16 protein-coding genes are annotated in these 19,443 nt (G+C 63.1%); 3 read left to right on the plus strand and 13 right to left on the minus strand.

All coding sequences use genetic code 11. From position 1 onward, the window contains the following. Positions 1 to 72: 72 nt before the first annotated feature. The 8 genes from pcaC to VUN82_24330 all read right to left on the minus strand — a co-directional run bounded on the left by pcaC (position 73) and on the right by VUN82_24330 (position 8,026). Positions 73 to 522 (minus strand): 4-carboxymuconolactone decarboxylase, encoded by a 450-nt coding sequence (gene pcaC / locus VUN82_24295; GenBank protein XAS72156.1) that lies wholly within the window; start codon positions 520 to 522, stop codon positions 73 to 75. Beyond that, positions 519 to 1,322: an alpha/beta fold hydrolase gene (locus VUN82_24300; GenBank protein ID XAS72157.1), complete on the minus strand. Its 804-nt coding sequence runs from the start codon at positions 1,320 to 1,322 to the stop codon at positions 519 to 521. The genes pcaC and VUN82_24300 overlap by 4 nt, the downstream gene beginning before the upstream one ends. After that, positions 1,315 to 2,745, minus strand: coding sequence for an adenylosuccinate lyase family protein (locus VUN82_24305; GenBank protein XAS72158.1), 1,431 nt, complete (start codon positions 2,743 to 2,745; stop codon positions 1,315 to 1,317). Before VUN82_24305 ends, VUN82_24300 begins: the two co-directional genes overlap by 8 nt. Further along, positions 2,742 to 3,356 carry a protocatechuate 3,4-dioxygenase subunit alpha gene (gene pcaG / locus VUN82_24310; GenBank protein XAS72159.1) on the minus strand — a complete coding sequence of 205 codons (615 nt, stop codon included), beginning with the start codon at positions 3,354 to 3,356 and terminating at the stop codon, positions 2,742 to 2,744. The genes VUN82_24305 and pcaG overlap by 4 nt, the downstream gene beginning before the upstream one ends. A 4-nt stretch (positions 3,357 to 3,360) precedes the next feature. After that, positions 3,361 to 4,230: a protocatechuate 3,4-dioxygenase subunit beta gene (gene pcaH / locus VUN82_24315; protein XAS72160.1), complete on the minus strand. Its 870-nt coding sequence runs from the start codon at positions 4,228 to 4,230 to the stop codon at positions 3,361 to 3,363. Positions 4,231 to 4,266: 36 nt separating this feature from the next. After that, positions 4,267 to 6,138 carry a TIM barrel protein gene (locus VUN82_24320; protein XAS72161.1) on the minus strand — a complete coding sequence of 624 codons (1,872 nt, stop codon included), beginning with the start codon at positions 6,136 to 6,138 and terminating at the stop codon, positions 4,267 to 4,269. Next, complete coding sequence (locus VUN82_24325; protein ID XAS72162.1) at positions 6,138 to 7,052, minus strand: shikimate dehydrogenase; 915 nt, start codon at positions 7,050 to 7,052, stop codon at positions 6,138 to 6,140. Before VUN82_24325 ends, VUN82_24320 begins: the two co-directional genes overlap by 1 nt. A gap of 203 nt (positions 7,053 to 7,255) precedes the next feature. Further along, positions 7,256 to 8,026 (minus strand): IclR family transcriptional regulator, encoded by a 771-nt coding sequence (locus tag VUN82_24330; protein XAS72163.1) that lies wholly within the window; start codon positions 8,024 to 8,026, stop codon positions 7,256 to 7,258. A 202-nt stretch (positions 8,027 to 8,228) separates the two neighbouring features. Between VUN82_24330 and VUN82_24335 the strand changes: the two genes are divergently transcribed. Continuing rightward, positions 8,229 to 9,551, plus strand: a complete 1,323-nt coding sequence (locus tag VUN82_24335; protein XAS72164.1) for an MFS transporter — start codon at positions 8,229 to 8,231, stop codon at positions 9,549 to 9,551. A 98-nt stretch (positions 9,552 to 9,649) separates the two neighbouring features. On the opposite strand, the gene VUN82_24340 is transcribed toward VUN82_24335, so the two are convergent. Beyond that, positions 9,650 to 12,391, minus strand: a complete 2,742-nt coding sequence (locus VUN82_24340) for a VCBS repeat-containing protein (protein ID XAS72165.1) — start codon at positions 12,389 to 12,391, stop codon at positions 9,650 to 9,652. A 273-nt stretch (positions 12,392 to 12,664) separates the two neighbouring features. On the opposite strand from VUN82_24340, the gene VUN82_24345 reads away from it, so the two are divergent. Next, positions 12,665 to 12,901 (plus strand): hypothetical protein, encoded by a 237-nt coding sequence (locus tag VUN82_24345; GenBank protein ID XAS72166.1) that lies wholly within the window; start codon positions 12,665 to 12,667, stop codon positions 12,899 to 12,901. A gap of 26 nt (positions 12,902 to 12,927) precedes the next feature. Here VUN82_24345 and VUN82_24350 read toward each other — a convergent pair whose 3' ends face one another. The 4 genes from VUN82_24350 to VUN82_24365 form a co-directional block, all read right to left on the minus strand. Then, entirely contained in the window at positions 12,928 to 13,215 is a 288-nt protein-coding gene (locus VUN82_24350) for a MoaD/ThiS family protein (protein XAS72167.1), read from the minus strand. A 7-nt stretch (positions 13,216 to 13,222) separates the two neighbouring features. After that, positions 13,223 to 14,377 carry an exo-alpha-sialidase gene (locus VUN82_24355; GenBank protein ID XAS74782.1) on the minus strand — a complete coding sequence of 385 codons (1,155 nt, stop codon included), beginning with the start codon at positions 14,375 to 14,377 and terminating at the stop codon, positions 13,223 to 13,225. A 102-nt stretch (positions 14,378 to 14,479) separates the two neighbouring features. Then, positions 14,480 to 15,058, minus strand: coding sequence for a PIN domain-containing protein (locus VUN82_24360; GenBank protein XAS72168.1), 579 nt, complete (start codon positions 15,056 to 15,058; stop codon positions 14,480 to 14,482). Between the two features lie 12 nt (positions 15,059 to 15,070). Then, on the minus strand, positions 15,071 to 15,595 hold the full coding sequence (locus tag VUN82_24365) for a helix-turn-helix domain-containing protein (protein ID XAS72169.1): 525 nt from the start codon (positions 15,593 to 15,595) through the stop codon (positions 15,071 to 15,073). Between the two features lie 179 nt (positions 15,596 to 15,774). On the opposite strand from VUN82_24365, the gene metH reads away from it, so the two are divergent. Continuing rightward, positions 15,775 to 19,440 carry a methionine synthase gene (metH, locus tag VUN82_24370; GenBank protein XAS72170.1) on the plus strand — a complete coding sequence of 1,222 codons (3,666 nt, stop codon included), beginning with the start codon at positions 15,775 to 15,777 and terminating at the stop codon, positions 19,438 to 19,440. Positions 19,441 to 19,443 lie beyond the last annotated feature (3 nt).

Consider the following 19,443-nt stretch of genomic DNA (forward strand, 5'->3'; position numbering starts at 1 on the left):
CTAGGGGACAGTAAACGTCGCTGTGAGCCTTCAATGGGACATGTGCTGTCCCCTAGTTGGGTGGGGTGGGGACTAGTTGGGTTCGGGGGATGGGGAAGCTGCGTCGATCTCGGCGAAGACTTTCTGCGCCGTCTTGAAGGCCGAATTGGCCGAGGGAACACTGCAATAAATTGCGGTCTGCAGCAGGATTTCCTTGATCTCGTCCCTGCTCAGGCCGTTGTTGAGAGCCGCCCGGATGTGCATGGCGAGCTCCTCCCAGTGACCGTGCGCCACGAGTGCCGTGAGGGTGACGGCGGAGCGCATTTGCCGGCTAAGACCGGGCCGCGTCCAGATGCCACCCCAGGCGATCCTGGTGATCATGTCCTGATAGTCCTCGGTAAAGGAGTCCATGGTGGCGTTCGCGCGGTCCACATGCTCATCGCCGAGCACTTCGCGGCGTACCGCCATGCCGGCGTCGTAGATGTCCTGTCCGGTGGCGCTCGGCTGAACAGCACCATTCCGCTCGGGAGACAAAGAGGTCATCGTCCGTTCTCCTTCATAAAGTCGCGCATCAACCCGGCCACAACTGCAGGCGCCTCCGCTGGCGCGAGGTGCGCGACGCCGTCGAGCGCCACCGCCTGAGCGGTACCGCCGCCCGCGGTGATACCGGAAACAACAGCTTCGGCCAGTGACGGCGGCGCCACAGAGTCCTCGACGCCGGCAATCGCCTGGGTGGGAACGGTGATGCTTCCGAGCTGCTCGCGGACGTCGAATCCGGCGAGGGCTTCACAGCAGAACGAGTAGCTGAAGCGGTCGGCGTCGCGGAGTGAGTGCAGGAGGCGGCTGCTTATGTCCGGCTGTCGGTCCATGAAGCCAGCGGCAAACCAGCGTTCGGCGGAGCCCTGAATCATCACGGGCGTACCCAGTTTGCGCACAGTTTCGGCGCGCTCCAGCCAGCCCTCGGGCGTGCCGAGTTTGGCGCCGCTGCACTGGACAGACAGGCTGCGGAGACGGTCGCCGTGCTTGATGCCGAGCTGCAAGCCGGTGGCCCCACCCAGCGAGACGCCCGCGTAGTGGAACTTCGCGCCCGGACTCACAAAGTCGACGAGATCGACGACCGCGTCCGCCAGTTCCGCGATATCGAAACCTTCGGTGGCGGCTGGCGAGATGCCGTGGCCGGGGAGGTCCCAACCGATGACGTCGTACTCGTCTCCAAGGAGGGTCGCGGTTTCCGCCCAGAGCACAGTGGACGTACCCAGCGACGGACCCACCACAAGGAGCGGCTTGGTTCCCAGTTCGCGCTGCGGGGAGAGCAGAACGGCCTTGACGGTTGGCTTAGCCACGGGTGGCTCCCTTCGTTGTCGGTGAGTCGGAGGCGGCAGACCTTGCATAGTCCGGATAGGCGGCAAGGATCCGGCGCGTGATCTCGGCGGCCTCTCCGAGGTAGCTCGCGGGGTCAAGCAATGCCTCGAGCTGCGTGTCAGAAAGCTTGTCCGCAGGGACAGCCTCGCGGAGCAGCTTTGTGTAGATCCGGGACTGTTCCGCGGCCGGCGCTTTGAGAGTCTCATCGACGACGTTCTGTAGCTTCTGTTTTCCGTCCGGGCCCAGGAGAGGCACGACGGCGGCCATCACACCTTCGCTGAGCAGCAGCGGCCCCGAAATTTCGAGGTTCCGGCGCATCGCTTCCGGGAAGACACGAAGGCCTTCCGTGAGTTCACGGAGATGTCCAGCGGCACCAAGGGCTAGCGCGAGCAGCTGGCGCAGGGCCGGCCATTCACTGTGCCAGGCACCGTCCGGGCGCTCATCGTTGAAGGTGGCCGCCGCGAGATGCAGTTGCGACGCGAGGCCGGGTGCCTGCAACGCCGCGCTGCGAATCAACACGGACAACACCGGGTTCTGCTTCTGCGGCATGGCCGAGGAAACCCCGCGTCCGGCAGCCAAAGGTTCACCAAGCTCGGCAACTTCCGGCCGGCTCAAAAACAGCAGGTCCGCGGCGATTTTGCCGAAGGAATCAATCAGGGCAGCAAGTCCATCGCCCAGGGACGTGACGGCCAGTCGGTTGGTGTGCCAAGGAGCAGGAGCCGTAGCGAGGCCAAGCTTTGAGGCCAAAGAGTCGGCCAGATCAAAGGGGGTGGTCCGCGAGGAAGCAGTCAGTTTGGTTGCCGACGCCAAAGTCCCGCCAGCCCCGCCAAACTGGATGGGCAGCTCAAGGGATTCCAACTGCGCAGCCGCAGCCGCCACACCGTGGAACCACTGCGCAGCCTTGAGCCCGAACGTGTACGGAAGCGCATGCTGCGTCAGGCTCCTGCCCACGCACAGTGTGTCCGCGTGCTGCCCCGCCAAGATGGCGAGCGCCGTCGTCGTGCGTTTCACGTCGGCCAGCAGTGCGGAAATGGTGCGGCTGGCGAGCAGCATGAGGGCGGAGTCGAGGACGTCCTGGCTGGTCAGGGAGGTGTGCACAGCGGTTACCGCAAAAGAGTCCACGGACTTCACCCGGGCGCGCAAATCACCAAGCAGCGGAATCACCGGGTTGCCCCCGCCTTGGGCGCGTTCCGCGATTGCGGCAACATCATAAGAACCGGGATTGGCGGCTTCGGCCACAACTGGGCCGGATCCTGCAGGAACGAGTCCCGCCTCCTCGAGGACAACCGCCCAGGCGGCTTCGACGTCGAGGATCGCCGCGATCACGGCACGGTCGCCCGTCAGCGCCGCCACAGCGCGCGACGCCGAGACCGGGCTTAGGAGGCCGAAGTCGCCGTCGGTCATGGCCGGTTTTCGCTTGCAGGTGAGTCCGCGTTGACGCTGGTTTCCAGCGAACCGTCCTGCTGGAAATCCAGGAATACGGTCTCATCGCCGCCCTGCAGCCGGATGTCCCAGGTGAGTCCGCCGTCGGGGTCGCGACGGGCGATCAGGGTCTTGCGACGCTCGGGATCCAGGGAGCTAAGGAGCGGATCGTTGGCCAGCGCTTCCTCATTTTCCGGAAGATACACGCGGGTGAAAAGGCGGTTCATGAGGCCGCGGGCAAAGACCGCCACGGAGATGAACGGGGCCGAACCCGGCGAGGTGGGTCCGGGGTTGACGGTAGTGAACGTGTAAACGCCGGAGTTGCCCACGGAGCCGCGGCCCCAGCCGGTGAAGGTGTAGCCATTCCGGACCAGGGAGCCGGTGCGCTGGACGATGTTGCCCTCGGAGTCCGGCTGCCAAATTTCAAGGATGGCGTCCGGGATGGTGTTGCCGGCGCCGTCGTAGACCGTGCCTTGGAGGCGGATGCTTCCCGGGCTGCCCGGGGCGAGGAGTTCGTTGTCCTTGTTAAACGGGAGGGCGTAACCGTAGAAGGGTCCGACGGTCTGGCCCGGTGTGGGTGTCAGCTTGCTCATGTGCTTACTCCTCGTCCCCGGCGTCGCCGAATGCTTCGTTCTCTGTCCAAGTCCGCTTGGAGCCGGTCAGGATGATGTCCCACTTGTAGCCAAGGGCCCATTCGGGGCTCGTCAGCTCGTGGTCGTACTCAGCCACCAGGCGGTCGCGGGCCTCCTGGTCCACGATGGACTGGTAGATGGGGTCCAGCGGGAAGAGCTGATCGCCCGGGAAGTACATCTGGGTGACGATGCGCTGCGTGAACTCCGAGCCGAACATGGAGAAGTGGATGTGGGCCGGGCGCCAGGCGTTCAGGTGGTTCTTCCACGGGTACGCGCCGGGTTTGATGGTGGTGAAGCTGTATGAGCCGTCGTCACCGGTGATGCAGCGGCCGACGCCGGTGAAGTTCGGGTCCAGCGGTGCGGGGTGCTGGTCGCGCTTGTGGATGTAGCGGCCGGCTGCGTTGGCCTGCCAGATTTCCACGAGCTGGCCCGCAACCGGGCGGCCGTCGCCATCAAGAACGCGGCCAGCAACGATGATGCGCTCACCTTGCGGCTCACCGTTGTGCTGGATGGTCAGGTCCGATTCCAGCGCGTGCACGTCCTGGTGGCCGAACGCGGGCGAGAATAGCTCGATCGTCTCCGGGTCCGCGTGGTGCAGGCTCTTGGTCGGGTGGCGCAGGATGCTGCTGCGGTACGGAGCGTAGTCCAGCCGGGGCATGGTCTCCGGCGCCTTGCCGTTCTTGAGTGCCTCCGCATAGCGGTCCCCGATGCCCTTCATCTCAGCACTGAGATCCGCCTGGGTTTCCACTTTCTTGGAATCATGGGCGGCGTGCGGCTCAGCGGGAGGCACGAGTTCCTCGGATTCGAGCGCTTCTGCTGTCTGTTCTTGTGGCACAGTCGGCTCCTTTCGGTTGATGGCTTCGTTACGGGTCTAGATGCGGTGCAGCGAGTCGTATTGGACGGCGTGGCGCACCGGCGCGTTGGGCGCTCCGTAGCCGTCGTAGTTGCCGCGGCGTTCCACCATTTCGAAGAAAACGCTGCCAACCGTGGCGGTGTAGAAGTGGAGGAATTCTCCGTTGGCGTCGCGGTCGTACAGGAGATTGAGCTCCTTGAGGGTGGCCAGGAATTCCGGTTCAAGATCGAACCGCGCGTCCAAGTCTTCGTAATAGTTGGCGGGGATCTGCAGGAACTCGAGGCCCCGATCGCGGGCCGCCCGGGCTGCACCCACGAGGTCGTCCACGGCGAACGCGATGTGTTCCTGGTACGTTTTGCGGGCAGTCTGCGTCTGCTGTGCCGGTGCCAGGTTCAGCACCAGCCTGACTGAGCCGTTCGAGGTCTCCATGACCTGTGAGCGCACCAGGCCGCTGGGGCTCGGAACCTCAGCGAATGGCTGCGGCTCAAGGGCCAGGGCGCTGGTGTAGAACAGGACGGCTTCGTCGAAGTGCTGCCACGGCTGGGCCAGATTTACGTGGTCAATCACTGCGTTTTGCACGTTGGAAACGTGTTCCAGCCCCTCGCCAAACTCGTGCGTCCAGGCGGCGGTCCCGTCCGGGCTGCCCTGGCACAGGAAGATTTCGGTGGAGTCCGGGGCGGAGATGCCTTGGAACACTTCCTCGTCAGCCTGGACCTTGCGTGCCACGACTGGCGCCTTGAGTTGTTGGGCGCGAGCGGAGGCAATCACTGGAGAGTCGACGTCGAAACCTAGGGCGGCAATAGCCGGTTCGGCGTGCTGTGCTGCTTGCTCGTTGATGATTACGCGCGCCTGGCCCATGGTCCAGAGCTGGACGTCCTTAGTGCGGTGGCGGCCCTCGAACTCGAAGCCAAGCTGGCCGAGGAGTTTCTCAAGCTGGGCGGTGTCGTCGGCCTTGACCTCTGCGAAGTTGAAGCCGGCTGGCTCGTTCACCTTTGGCAAGGTGGCCAGTTCCATGGGATAACGACGCCGGGAGGCGCTTCCGTTCCCGGCGGCGGAATCCGCGGAGGTGCTTTCGAGCCACTTGGCGCTCTGCTCCTCCAGCCAGATCAGGGAACGCATGGCGTCCACGGCCGTCCGTTCGACGTCGGACTGGCGGAAGACATCGTTGAAAACTTCCAGCGAAACCGGACCTGTATAGCCGGCGCGGACCACGTGGCCCATGAACTTGGCAAGCTCGAACTGACCCTCGCCAGGGAAAACGCGGTAGTGGCGGCTCCAGGACAGCACATCCATCGAGAGCTTGGGTGCGTCGGCAACCTGGACGAAGAAGATCTTCTCCGCGGTGATCTTCTCGATCGGCGCAGTGTCCCAGTCGCGGGAGAGGATGTGGAAGGAGTCCAGGCACGTGCCGAGGTTGGGGTGGTCAACCATCTCGACCAAGCGATACGCGTGCTCGTAATCGTTGACGTACTTCCCCCAGGCCAATGCTTCGTAGGCAACTTTGACGCCGTGGTCCCCCGCCAGTTCAGCAAGCTCTGCCAGTTGGGAGGCACGAAGTTCGTCGTCATCAATGGTTGCCGTCGCCACGTTGGAGCAGACCAGGATGGTGTCCATGCCCAGGCGTTCCATCAGGTTGAACTTCGCCTCGGCCCTGCGAAGGTTGGCTTTGAGCAGGTCCGGAGTGACGCCGTCGAAATCGCGGAACGGCTGGTACAGGTCCAGACCCAAGCCGAGATCGGCGGCCATTTTTCGCACATCTTCGGGGCTGAGCGGCGAGGTGACGAGGTCCTGCTCGAAGATTTCGATGCCGTCAAACCCCGCGATTGCGCAGGCCTGCATCTTCTCTTTCAGTGTTCCGGAGAGGCAGACGGTAGCGATTCCGGTTCGCATCAGTGACCCGCCTTCGTCAGCTCAGGGGCCAGCGAGGCTGCGGCATCTTCCACGGCGATCAGCTCCAGGAAGTGTGCCCGCATGCGGTCGCGATCGGCGTCGCGTCCGGTGAAGAGCTGGAAAGCGTCGGCCGCCTGACCGACCGCCATCCTGCCGCCGTCGAGGACGTCGCAACCCTTGGCGCGCGCCTCGCGGACCAGGCGTGTGTCGATCGGCCGGTAAACGATGTCGGCAACCCAGTGGCGCGGTTCCAGGAGGTCGATGTCCAGGGGCAGTCCCGGATGGGCGGCCATACCAATGGGGGTGCAGTGCACCAGGCCGTCCGCGAGCGGCATGATCTGCGGCAAGTCAGTGGGAGTGCGCGGCGTGACTGTGGCCGCCGGGAAAAGTCCGCCTAGTTCCTCGGCACGATCGGCTGCGCGGGCTGCATCCATGTCCACGAGGTCCAGCACGCCGACCCCGGCCTTGAGCAACGCGTAGGCGACGGCGGACCCGGCACCGCCAGCACCCAGCTGGACAACGTGGTCGCGCTTCGCCCCGGGCAGGCCGTCGGCGAGCGCCGAGCCGAAGCCGGAGAAGTCAGTGTTGTGGCCGATGAACCGACCATCCTGGATCAGGACTGTATTGACAGCACCCAGCCTGTGGGCGTCGTCGGAAATTTCGTCGAGATGCTCCAGTACCAACTGCTTGCACGGGTGCGTGATGTTCAGGCCGTTGAAGCCCATGCGCTGGGCTGCGGTGAGGAGATCCCCGACGGCGGTGGCCGGCAACGCAAGTTCCAGCAGATCGATGGGGCGGTACAGCAAGCGAAGGCCCTGCACGTCGGCTTCGCGTTCGTGCATGGGCGGCGTGAGCGAGGGCATGACGCCTTCGCCTATGAGGCCCACCAGAACGGACTCGGCTCGGTTGCTCATCCTAAAGCTCCTTTGACTTCAGCACCGCGGGCTGTTGGCGCTTTTCGGGCGCCGCCTGACCGGGTGCTATTTAGATTACTACAAGTGTTCATATTCCGCACGCTTGTTCTTATCGCGAACATTTCTGCCAACCTCACCCAAACCAAGTAGCAATAGTGCGCGTTTTGGACCTTCTAAACGCGCTTAACAGCGACCTAGTTGGGTTAGCGCTGGGGCAGGCGGGCCGCGAGTTCAGCCGCGGCCTCCTGCAACGTGGGTACGTGGGCGATGAGTTCGTCCATGGTGAGACGAAAAACCGGCACGGCCGTGGCAAGAGACGCAAAGGCGTGGCCCTGGGAATTGAGGACCGGCACCGCGACGGCGCGCATGCCGATCTCGTTTTCTTCATCCATCACCGCATAGCCCTGCCGGCGCACCTGCTCAATCTCCGCCCGGAATGCGGCCCGGTCGGTAATGGAGCGCTCAGTGAGAGGCTCCAAAGGCAACTCTTCGAGCAGTCGTTCGCGTTCGGCGTCGTTCTCAAAAGCGACAATCGCCTTGCCCACGGACGTCGTGTGCAGCGCACCCAGATGGCCGGGATCGCTCGTGACGCGGAAAGTCTTGGGGCCGTCCACCTTATTGACGGTCAGATGATGGTTGCCGTCGCGCACGGAGAGGATGGTTGCCTCCTCGGTCTTCTCGGTGACGCGCTGGAGTACAGGAAGGGCGGTTGCTGCGAAGCCGTGGTGGTTGGACACCCGCTGGCCCAGCTGGAAAACCCGCAACCCCAGGTGATATCGACGGCCGTCGGGCTCGTAGTCGACGAATCCATCGCGCGTCAGCGAGCCGAGCAGGCGGTACGTCGTACTGAACGGAAGTCCTGCACTTCTGGCCAGATCCGCGGCACTCGCGCCCTTGGGCTCATTTCCCAGCAATACCAACAGGCCCAGGGCCTTGCCGACCATGTCGGTCTTTGTGTCCTCTTTCACACTCATGCTTAGATGCTCTCACATCGTGAGAGCTATTTCTAGATAGTGGGGACAAGTCTTGACAAGTGACCCCAGTCACGGCCACTATTGCTGTATTGCACAAGTAGCTCTCACCATGTGGTTACTTTGGGATTGATCCGGCCGCACCTCGCTCTGGTCTTCCCGCAGAAGCCAGACCCGCGACATCGTCGTCACAGAAGGAACACCCATGAGCCACACAATGCCGTCAGCGACGCCAGGCACAGTTACCCCAGCAGGAACACCCAAGAAGGCGGCACTCGCCAGCTTCCTGGGAAGCGCAGTGGAGTACTACGACTTCTTCATCTTCGGCTCCGCCGCAGCCCTGATTTTCCCGCACGTGTTCTTCCCGGACGCGGACACCAACGCATCGATCATGTCCTTCGCAACGTTCGGCTTCGCCTACGTTGCCCGCCCTGTGGGCGCTGTCATCCTGGGCCACTTCGGCGACAGGATCGGCCGGCAGAAGGTCCTCATGTTCACACTGGTCCTGATGGGTGCCGCGACTTTCGTGATCGGCTGCCTCCCGGACTTCAAGACCATTGGCTGGTGGGCTCCCGTCCTGCTGGTACTTGCCCGCCTTGCCCAAGGTCTTTCGGCTGCCGGTGAGCAGGCCGGTGCCTCGTCAATGACACTGGAGCACGCTCCGGACAACCGCCGCTCGTTCTTCACCTCGTGGACACTGACCGGCACCCAAGGCGGCCAGATTTTGGCAGCGCTCGTCTTCATTCCAGTACTCGCGCTCCCGGACGAGATCAAATACGGCATTGGCTGGCGCATCCCGTTCTGGCTCAGTGCCGTAGTAGTCATCGTGGCGTTCTTCATCCGACGCACCCTGCACGAGCCGCCGGCATTCGCCGAGGCCAAGAAGAACAACCAGATCGCCAAGCTGCCCATTGCCGATCTCCTCAAGCTGCACTGGCGCGACGTCCTCCGCGTGGTGTGCTGCGCCTTCATCGCCGCCGTGAGTACCGTATTTGGAACTCTGGCCATCAAGTACGCACAGGACGTGGCCCACGTCAGCGGCACCATCACGTTGTGGCTCGTTGTAGTAGCCAACATTGTGGCCCTCGGTACCCAGCCGCTGTTCGGCATGCTCGCGGACAAGATCGGCCGCAAGCCCGTCTTCATCTACGGCGCCATCGCCAGCGCCATCATGACTCCGGTGTTCCTGCTGACTTTGGAATCGGGAGTCGTCCCGCTCATGTTCCTGGTCTCCGTGGTGTTCTTCTCCTTCGGGTATGCAGCCGCCAACGCCGTGTGGCCGTCCTTCTACGGTGAAATGTTCAGCACCAAGGTCCGCTTCTCCGGTTTGGCCATCGGTACGCAGCTCGGCTTCCTCATGGCCGGCTTTGCTCCGACCATCGTCACCGCCCTCGGCGGCACCAAGCCTGGCGGTTGGGTCCAGATCTCCATCTTCACCGCTGTCATCTGCGTGATCGCAGCGGTCTCAGCCATGACGGCACGCGAGTCAGCAAAGGTCCCGACGGCGGAACTCGGCTTGCACAAGTAAGTCGCCGCAGCTGCACCTGTACTTATTTGGCGCAGGCAATGGGAAAGCCCGGAATGTCCTCTGACATTCCGGGCTTTTCCTGTCCACCACAGAACTACCTACCGCGGGTTCAGCGCCACCGGCTTGAACTTCCCCATGCCCGTCCCGGAGTACATCAGCAGCGTTCCGTCCCCGGCGACTCCTACCACAGAGGGGTCGCCAGTACCCGTAAACCCGTTGCCGAGGGCAGCGATGCTGGAGAACATGTTCCACCCCGAACCAAGGTAGGAGCGTGTGAGGAAGCCGCCAGCGCCGTTTCCCGGGTAGAGCCAGAGCCCGCCATCACCGGAACGGCCAACGAGGTCTTCCCTTCCGTCGCCGTTGAAGTCACCGGCCTGCAGGACCAGGTTGAACATGTCCCACCCGGTGCCGATCTGCTTGCGGGCAAGGAAGCCCCCGGAGCCGTTGCCGGGGTAGACCCACAGCACGCCGTCGCCGGACTGGGCAACGATGTCCGGCTTTCCGTCGCCCGTGAAATCGCCCGGGGCCAGCAACTGCTCGAAGCCTTGCCATCCGGTTCCGATCTGTTGACGGGCAAGGAACTGTCCCGTGCCATCGGTCGGGTAGAGCCACAGTGTCCCATCGGAAGCCCGGGCTACAAGATCGGGGTGCGAATCGCCGTCGAAATCTCCAGCACTCAACACCGACGTGAACTGGTCCCAGCCCCACCCGACTTGAACACGCGGAAGGAAACTGCCGGATCCGTTGCCCGGGTAAAGCCACAACGCGCCGTCGGTTGCGCGCGCCAGGATGTCGGCGACAGCATCGCCGTCGAAATCGCCCGCTTCCCACACCTGAAGGAACTGGTTCCAGCCGGTCCCGATCGCAAGCCGATCCGCGAAGCCACTGCCGTCGCCCGGATAGAGGGTCATGCCCCCGCCCGCTGCAGCCGTCAGGACGTCCACGCGCTTGTCGCCCGTGAAGTCCCGGCCGCCGACGATGTCACCTACCCCGTTCCAACCAGTTCCGACGGCGGCACGCGGCAGGAAGCCGCCCTTGCCATCGCCGGGGTAGACGTAGAGGGTGCCGTCGTTGGCACGTGCCAGCAAACCTGGAGCGCCGCCGCCGAATGAACCTGAGGCTGCCAGACCATTGAAGGAATCCCAGCCCTGGCCGATCTGCGTTTGGGCGAGGAAACCACCCGTGCCATTGCCTGGATACAACCACAGGCGGCCATCAGAGCCGGCAGCAATCAGGTCACTCCGGCCATCCGCGTTGAAGTCCCCCGCCGCAACCAATTGGGTAAAGCCCTGCCACCCAAAACCGATCTGGCTCCGGGTCAGGAATCCGCCCTTGCCGTTGCCCGGATACAGCCAGAGTGCCCCGTCGCTGGTGCGGGCCAGGATGTCCGCGAAGCCGTCACCATTGAAGTCCGACGTTCCCAGGACGGCGTTGAAAATGCCCCAGCCCGAGCCGATTTGCACCGGATCATCCAGTCGGTTTCCCGGAAGGCCACTGAAGAGCAGCAGCGAACCGTCCGCTTCGCGGGAGATGACGTCAGCCAGTTTGTCGCCGTCGAAGTCGCCGGCGGAGAAGCGCATGCGTGCCTTGAGTTTAGGATCTGCGTTGATGGTGACGGTCGCCGAGGTGGTGGAGACGGAGTTGATCGTGACTTGGGTGCCCGTGTACGTGGTGAAGATGCTGCCGGCTTGCCAGGCGTGGTTCGTCGCGTAATAAGGATCCGAAAACGGAATGGTGGACGGCATGAGAATCAGCGACGAGGCAATCGTTGCGCCGCCGCGTTGGACGATCTTGACGCCCCTGTTGCCAGCGGGCCTGCCCTGCTCGCCGAGATAACTGTCGTACCCCACCGGCTGCCTGAGTTCCAGGTAGTAGACCTCTTTGCTGACCGGGTCTGTGAACTTGATGGCCCTCTGCGCCTCGGTGCCTCCCCAGGGCTTCAGCGTGTAGCTTTTGACGCCTGTGGCCACCCCGACATCCCGAATTTCGTCGCCGCGGCCCAGCCCCGCGTAGTCCCAGAAGCTGGAGCTCACCACCGGCTGGGCGAACTGCGCCGCGCCCATGAGGTCCGTGGTGTCCCCGTATTCGCGGATGTAGCAGGAGCTGTCCGTGAACCGCCCGGTGCTGTCCACGCCGACGTCGGATGCGCCGCTGTAGCACTGCAACGCATCGGCGTGCATCAGTCCGATCACGTGCCCGAATTCATGGCTCATGACGTTGTTGGAGAATTTGCTGATTTGTGGCATCAGCACCCGCCCGCTGTAGCTGCCACTGCTGTAGCCCACGCCCAAGGCGTTCCCGGAAAGCGTGGATGTCGGAATGAAGATCACCAGGGCGGTGTACGGGCTGGCTGTCCACTTCAACTCGCTGGTGATGGTGGACATGATGGTGCTGTAGCTGTCCGTCGACTTGGCTTTGGATTGGAACCCGGAGACCTTGCTGTCCACGGTCATGGACAGCTTGTTGTCCGTCATGGCTTTCCAGTAGCTGCTGGTGGCCGCCACCGTCTGCTCGGCCCCTGACATGGAGATTGGGTTGGTATTATCGGCCAGTTTGGCCGTCACCAAACGGACCCGGATATCGCCATTGGGGCCGGTTGCTGCTCCGCCCGCGCCGAGAAGGGATTCGACGTCGGTGATCTCGCCACTGCTGGACGGGGCTTGTCCGGGTGGCGTCTCGAAGACGTGCTCCGAATGCGGTGTCCCCTCGAAGAACCGTACGTTCGGACTATCGGGTGTGGGTTCCGGCACTGCCGAAGCAGGGGCCTGGACGAAAAACAGGCCGGTGGTGAAAACCACCAGGCCTGTGGACACCGCGATTGCGCGCCGCAAAAAACCCATTGAATCTCCCCGGGGACGGAGTCTGTGGTTCCTGTGAGTCTCAAGAACCGAGATCAGGCTACAGCCGAGCCGGCAGGCGTCTCTGGAGGTGCGCGCCAACCGACGGCGAGTCCTGCCGCCGGTGGCGAGTACCGGCGTCGGGCCTTACCCGAAACGCAAGCATCCCGGAATGCTAACCGGACCCTAACCACGCCGAAATACTCCGGCAACAATGCCCCGCCACACTGGAATAGCCGGCAAGTGCAGGCACCAGCTCCAGTTCAGGAGGACACCATGCTGAAGGAAGTCACCACTCACACAACACGAATACGCGCTCTCAGCCAGCTCCACCGCGGAGACGAGATCGAGGCCCGCATGTCCGTTGGTCCCGCCTACGATGACGTGGTCATCCGCCGCGGACGAGTCCAGGAAACGGCGCCCGGAATCGGCGTCGTCTGGATCATGGACCAAGCCTCCGGGATGCGGAAAGCCATCAATACCGACGAATGCAGTGTTTGGCGCGTCGCCTGAACCCCGGCTTGACCCCAAACACCCGCTTAGCCGCCGGCCACGGACTGGATTATCAAGACCTCCTGGCCAGCCGCAACCTCAGTATCCAGACCCTTCAGGCGCCGGACCTCATCGCCGTTCACGTAAATATTCACGAAACGGCGGAGGGCACCGGTTTCATCCCGCAAACGCCTGGCCAGCACCGGATAGTCTCCGGTTACCGAGTCCAGCAACTGTCCAACGGTCACAGCCCCGTCGGCGGACGCAGTCAGATAGGACTGTCCGCCGACGAGAGGCTGGAGGACACCCGGCAACACCACCGTAAAGTCAGCCACAACGGGCCTAACCAGGTACCGGGGCGCTGGCTGATGCTTCCCGCTCCATGCCACTGCTGCTTCCAACCACGACGGCGGCACGCACGCACAGCACGTCCGGCAAGTGCGAGGCCACTTCAGTGAAGGTCTCGCCCTCGTCGGCGCTGGCATACACCGATCCGCCGCGGGTTCCGAAGTACACGCCAGTCGGTTCGGCGGTATCCACGGAGGCAGCATCCCGAAGGACTGCGTTGTATTCATGGTCCGGCAAACCAGTGTGAAGCTCTCTCCACGTTCCACCGGCATCTTCTGTGCGGTGCACACTCAGCTTGCCGTCCGGCGGGATGCGTTCGCCGTCGGCCTTCAGTGGAATGACCCAGGCTGTGCCCTCGCGCCGGGGATGGGTCAGCATCACGAAGCCGAAATCGGCAGGCAGCCCGTCCGCGATGGAGTTCCAGTTCTCGCCGTCATCGTCCGTGCGGTACACACCGTGGTGGTTCTGTGCGTACAAACGGCCCTCGACGGCGGCATCCGCAGCAATCTTGTGAACGCACTGGCCGAACTCCGGATTGGGATCGGGCATGAAGTAGGCCGAGATTCCCTTATTGCGGGGCTCCCAGGAGGTCCCGCCGTCGAGCGATCTGTAAACGCCGCCCGTGCTCATGGCAACATGGACCTTCTCGCCGGACGGATCCACCACGATCGAGTGGGCCGCCGCGCCACCATACCCCGCACCCCACTCGCTGCGATGAGGGTGGTCCCACAGTCCGCGGTTCAGCTCGAAGTGCTCGCCGCCGTCGGTCGATTTCCATACTGAAATCGGTTCGCACCCGGCCCAAACCACACCAGGGCGGGACTCGGTGTCGGGGTAAATCTGCCAGATGCGTTCCAAGGCAGCGTCTGCGCCGTCCGGGAACTTGATGGCGCCCTGCTCGGGCTCGGTCCAGGTGGCACCGAGGTCATCGGAATGGGCAACGGTGGGTCCCCAGTGCTCCGAACGCACCCCCACCATGATTCTGGTTTTGCCGTCCCGGGTGTCTATCCCGATGCTGGGGATCTCGCTCATCAGGAAGTGCGGGCCGGAGAGGGACCATTCCTTGCGGTCCGGGCTGGTTGCCAGCCACAAACCCTTCTTGGTCCCGATCGCTAGGACATAACTTTCTGCGGTAGCCATGAACCCCATCGAACCATCAGGGCGCATGGGTGGCAACGGGTTCCTTGGAGCTATGTGGATAACCACGGTGGTTTGGATGGCAGCCTGCGAAGAGCCCCGCGTCATGTTTCGCTAGAGGAGGTCCCGGATGAGTTCCGTTGCAGCATCCATGCCGTACAGCTTGTTCAACGTATCCAGAATCTCCTCCGGGGAGCATGCAGTACCCTTTCGCCCTGACCGAACAGACATGGTCCAAACGGCGCGAAGACCCAGGTCAGGCCTCATGGATACCGTGTCAAAGGCAAACTCCTTGGCACTCACGATCTGGATTCCCCCGGGGAGCTTTTCTTCAGGGAAATCGCGGAAATTCTCCGTCACGATACTTCCGGCGCCGCCCACAACTGCGGCGGCCAGCACATGCTCATCATCGGGATCAGGCAAGCTGTAGGTTCCTTCGAGCCCTTCCCACTGCATGACAATCGCGTCTCGAAAGCTGGAACGCATGCGCCCGACCAGGTGGGCAGCTTTTTTCCGTCCCTCTTCTTCGCTATCCCCCCGCTCGACACGCTTAATCTCCTCATTGGCTTCGACCTCCGCCAGGATGGCCTCACTGAAGATGAAGCGGTAAGCTCCCTCGAATGCCAGAGACAATAGAAAATCGCGTTGCGTGCTCGGCCAAAGGACGCAACTGTCAAGAAGGGCCGTGAACATGGCCCTATCGTGTCACCCTTTGTGCTGCCGGCGCCGCTCCGCTGCTACAGCACGAGCCTTCTTCATCCTGTTGATCGCCGTTTCCGGGTCCTCATCGTCAATCGTTCCCATGGAATCCAAAGCTTCGTACTGCTCGGCTTTTCGGACTTCCTTGAACGCCAGTACGTCTTCAAGCTTGATACGCCGGTGAGTTCCAGGCTTTTCGAAGGGAATCTTTCCAGCATCGAGGAGTCGAACGATTGTAGGCCGGGTCACGCCCAAAAGCTCTGCTGCCTGCTGGGTCGTCAAAGTCATCGAACTGGCTGTGATCGTAATTGCCAGGCCCTTACGCATAGCCTCAACGGTCTTAACGAGCACTTCGTAGATTTCGTGAGGGATCTCAACCTGATCACCGGCATCCGCGCCGGAAAGGAAGAACTGAGGAGAAGGCTGAGAACCATTCTTCTCAGCATGGGCCTCCATGAAGTTGTAGATCTTCCCCGTTTGAGGTGCCTCTGGTGCGAGGAAGGTTTCTTTGGCCGCTGCACTCATAGCCATGGTGTGCTCATTTTCCGTTTCCTGCGAATTTATCGTTTTGTTCGTTTTGGCTCATGCTAGTCCCTAGAGATAGAGGAAGCCAGCCGTGGTGGTTTGAAGCCCTCCACAGTTATCCACATATGGAAGTAGTACACGGAAATACTCCGTACTGTGTCCGGCCTCACCCGTACTCTGTTTATATGCCTCGTTTTGCACTCGACATCGATTCCGTTCCTCGTCCCGTTCGCTCCCAGTCGCTTCTGGACGCCGTCAACCAGCGCGTCGTCATTGCTGATGGCGCGATGGGCACCATGCTGCAGGACCGGGAATTGTCGCTTGAGGCCGACTTCCAAAACCTCGAGGGCTGCAACGAGATCCTCAACCACACACGTCCGGACGTTATCGCGGACATCCATGACGCCTACTTCGCAGTGGGAATCGATGCCGTGGAAACCAACACTTTCGGCGCGAACTGGTCCAACCTCTCCGACTACGGCATCGATGACCGCATCGAGGAACTGGCCAACAAGGGGGCCAGAATCGCGCGGGAGCGCGCCGAAGCGGCCGAGGCCGAAGACGGTCGGATGCGCTGGGTCCTGGGGTCCATGGGGCCTGGCACCAAGCTCCCGAGCCTCGGCCACACCAGCTACGACTACCTCAAGAAGACCTTTGCCCTGCAGGCCGAAGGGCTCATCGACGGCGGAGCCGACGCATTCCTCATCGAGACGAGCCAGGACCTCCTGCAGACCAAAGCCGCCGTGAACGGCTGCAAGCAGGCGATTGTCTCCCGCGGCGTCCGCCTCCCCATCTTCGTGGAGGTGACGGTGGAAACCACCGGAACCATGTTGATGGGTTCCGAAATCGGCGCCGCACTCACCGCCCTGGAGCCATTGGGCGTCGACGCCATCGGCCTGAACTGCGCCACTGGTCCGGATGAGATGAGCGAGCACCTGCGGCACCTCTCCAAGCAGTCCTCTGTCGCAATCGCCTGCATGCCCAACGCCGGGCTGCCGATTCTCGGCGCGAACGGCGCGCACTATCCGCTCTCCCCCACGGAACTCGCCACTGCGCACGAGCAGTTCGTGCGCGAATTCGGCTTGGGTCTGGTGGGCGGCTGTTGCGGTACGACGCCGGAGCACATGGCCGCCGTCGTCGAACGTCTTGAGCCCTTCCGTACCAACGGCAACGCGCCCGACGCCGAGACCGTCACCGGCGGCGCGAAAAGCGCTGGCGGCCGGGTCCCCACCGAGCGGGAGGCCGGCGTCGCGTCCCTCTACCATCACGTTCCCTTCGACCAGGAGTCGGCTTATCTGGCCATTGGTGAGCGCACCAACGCCAACGGTTCCAAGGCGTTCCGTCAAGCGATGTTGGAAGAGCGCTGGGACGACTGCGTCGATATCGCCCGCGAGCAGGTCCGGGTGGGCGCGCACTTGCTCGATGTTTGCATCGACTATGTGGGGCGCGACGGCGTAGCCGACATCAAGGAGATCGTCTCGCGTTTCGCGTCGGCCTCCACCCTGCCGTTGGTCATCGACTCCACTGAGCCCCCGGTGCTGCAGGCCGGACTCGAACACATCGGCGGCCGCCCGGTGGTCAACTCCGTCAACTACGAGGACGGCGACGGCCCGGAGAGCCGCTTTGCGCGCATCATGCCGCTTGTGAAGGAACACGGGACGGCCGTGATTGCCCTGACCATCGACGAACAGGGCCAAGCCCGCACCACCGAAGGGAAAGTGGCCATCGCTTCCCGCCTCGTGGACGCGTTGGTGAGCGAATGGGGGATGCGCGTCGAAGACATCATCGTGGATGCCCTGACCTTCCCCATCGCCACCGGCCAGGAAGAAACCCGTCGGGACGCCATCGAAACCATTGAAGCCATCCGCCAGATCTCGACGAAGTACCCCGGCATCCAGACCACCCTCGGCGTGTCGAACGTGTCCTTCGGCCTGAACCCTGCCGCGCGCATGGTGCTGAACTCGGTGTTCCTGCACGAGGCCGTCCAGGCGGGCCTGACCAGCGGCATCATCGACGCCGCGAAGATCGTCCCGCTCGCGTCGCTGCCGGATGAACAGCGCAAGGTGGCCCTGGACCTCGTCTGGGACCGTCGCGAGTACGACGCCGATGGCAACGTCACCTATGACCCCTTGGCGATCATGCTCGACCTCTTCGCCGGCGTCGACACCGCCGCGCTTAAGGACCAGCGCGCCGCGGAACTCGCGGCGCTGCCTACCGGCGAACGTCTGCAGCGACGCATCATCGACGGCGAAGGCAAGGGCCTCGAAGAGGACCTCGACCTCGCACGCAGCGAAGGCATGACCCCGCTCGGCATCATCAACGACCAATTGCTGGAGGGCATGAAGGTTGTGGGTGAACGCTTCGGCGCCGGTGAGATGCAGCTTCCCTTCGTGCTGCAATCCGCTGAGGTGATGAAGAACGCGGTCGCACTACTCGAGCCGCACATGGAGAAGTCGGATTCATCGGGCAAGGGCACCATGGTGATCGCGACCGTTCGCGGCGACGTGCACGATATTGGTAAGAACCTCGTGGACATCATCCTTACCAACAACGGCTACAAAGTGGTCAACATCGGCATCAAACAGGGCATCGCCGAGATCATGGCCGCGGCCGAGGAGCATGACGCCGACGTGATTGGCATGTCTGGCCTGCTCGTGAAGTCCACTGTGGTGATGAAGGAAAACCTTGCCGAGCTCCAGTCCCGGGGCCTGGCGAAAAAGTGGCCCATCATCCTCGGCGGTGCAGCCCTGACGCGTGCCTACGTGGAGCAGGACCTGGCGGAGCAGTTTGAAGGGACCGTCAGGTACGCCAAGGACGCCTTTGAGGGCCTCGCTCTCATGGAACCGTTGGTGCAGGTGGCGCGCGGCGCTGACCCGGACGCGGTCGGCCTCCCGCCACTGAAGAAGCGGATCCACAAGAGTGGCCCGAAGTTCACGGTCACCGAACCGGAGGCAATGCCCGGCCGGTCCGACGTCACCGCCGAAAACCCTGTGCCTGCCCCACCCTTCTGGGGCACGCGAATTGTCCGCGGCGTCGCGTTGCACGATTACGCTGCTTTGCTCGATGAGCGCGCCACTTTCATGGGCCAGTGGGGGCTCAAGCCCGGGCGGGGCGACGACGGCGCCTCCTACGACGAACTGGTGGAACTCGAAGGCCGCCCGCGTCTGCGGTATTGGCTGGACCGGATCCTCGCGGAGGGCATGCTCGATGCATCGGTCGCCTACGGCTATTTCCCGGTAGTGGCCGAGGGCGAACAGGTGGTGGTGCTGCACCATGGAGAGGACCTCGACGGCGTCCTCGGCACTCCCGGGCTGCTCGCCCCCGATGGCGGCTCCGGCGGTCCAATCGGCACCGAGCGCCTGCGCTTCGACTTCCCACGCCAGCGGCGGGACCGGCACTTGTGCCTCGCCGACTTCGTTCGTTCCCGTGAATCGGGCCAGATCGACGTCCTGCCGATCCAGCTGGTCACCGCGGGCTCGAAGATCGAAGAAGTGACTTCCAAGCTGTTCGCAGGGAACCACTACCGCGACTACTACGAGCTCAATGGCCTGGTCATGCAGCTCACCGAGGCGCTGGCTGAATTCTGGCATGCGCGGATCCGTTCCGAGCTGGGTTTCGCAGCCGAAGAGCCCAAGGACAAAGCCGGATACTTCAAGCTCGACTACCGCGGTGCGCGCTTCTCGCTGGGATATCCGGCGTGCCCGGACATGGAGGATCGCCGCAAGGTCACGGAGCTGCTGAAACCGGAACGGATGGGCGTGATCCTCAGCGATGAACTGATGCTGCACCCGGAGCAGTCAACTGACGCTTTCGTGTTCCATCACCCGGAGGCCAAGTACTTCAAGGTATGAGGC

The sequence above is a fragment of the Micrococcaceae bacterium Sec5.1 genome, assembly GCA_039636795.1.
GTDB lineage: Bacteria > Actinomycetota > Actinomycetes > Actinomycetales > Micrococcaceae > Arthrobacter.

Bases quoted from the DNA above. Each gene is read 5' to 3' on its own strand.
- pcaC (XAS72156.1), bottom strand. From the start codon at position 522: ATGACCTCTTTGTCTCCCGAGCGGAATGGTGCTGTTCAGCCGAGCGCC.
- VUN82_24305 (XAS72158.1), bottom strand. From the start codon at position 2,745: ATGACCGACGGCGACTTCGGCCTCCTAAGCCCGGTCTCGGCGTCGCGC.
- pcaG (XAS72159.1), bottom strand. From the start codon at position 3,356: ATGAGCAAGCTGACACCCACACCGGGCCAGACCGTCGGACCCTTCTAC.
- VUN82_24320 (XAS72161.1), bottom strand. From the start codon at position 6,138: ATGCGAACCGGAATCGCTACCGTCTGCCTCTCCGGAACACTGAAAGAG.
- VUN82_24325 (XAS72162.1), bottom strand. From the start codon at position 7,052: ATGAGCAACCGAGCCGAGTCCGTTCTGGTGGGCCTCATAGGCGAAGGC.
- VUN82_24330 (XAS72163.1), bottom strand. From the start codon at position 8,026: ATGAGTGTGAAAGAGGACACAAAGACCGACATGGTCGGCAAGGCCCTG.
- VUN82_24335 (XAS72164.1), top strand. From the start codon at position 8,229: ATGAGCCACACAATGCCGTCAGCGACGCCAGGCACAGTTACCCCAGCA.
- VUN82_24340 (XAS72165.1), bottom strand. From the start codon at position 12,391: ATGGGTTTTTTGCGGCGCGCAATCGCGGTGTCCACAGGCCTGGTGGTT.
- VUN82_24345 (XAS72166.1), top strand. From the start codon at position 12,665: ATGCTGAAGGAAGTCACCACTCACACAACACGAATACGCGCTCTCAGC.
- VUN82_24355 (XAS74782.1), bottom strand. From the start codon at position 14,377: ATGGGGTTCATGGCTACCGCAGAAAGTTATGTCCTAGCGATCGGGACC.
- VUN82_24360 (XAS72168.1), bottom strand. From the start codon at position 15,058: ATGTTCACGGCCCTTCTTGACAGTTGCGTCCTTTGGCCGAGCACGCAA.
- VUN82_24365 (XAS72169.1), bottom strand. From the start codon at position 15,595: ATGGCTATGAGTGCAGCGGCCAAAGAAACCTTCCTCGCACCAGAGGCA.
- metH (XAS72170.1), top strand. From the start codon at position 15,775: ATGCCTCGTTTTGCACTCGACATCGATTCCGTTCCTCGTCCCGTTCGC.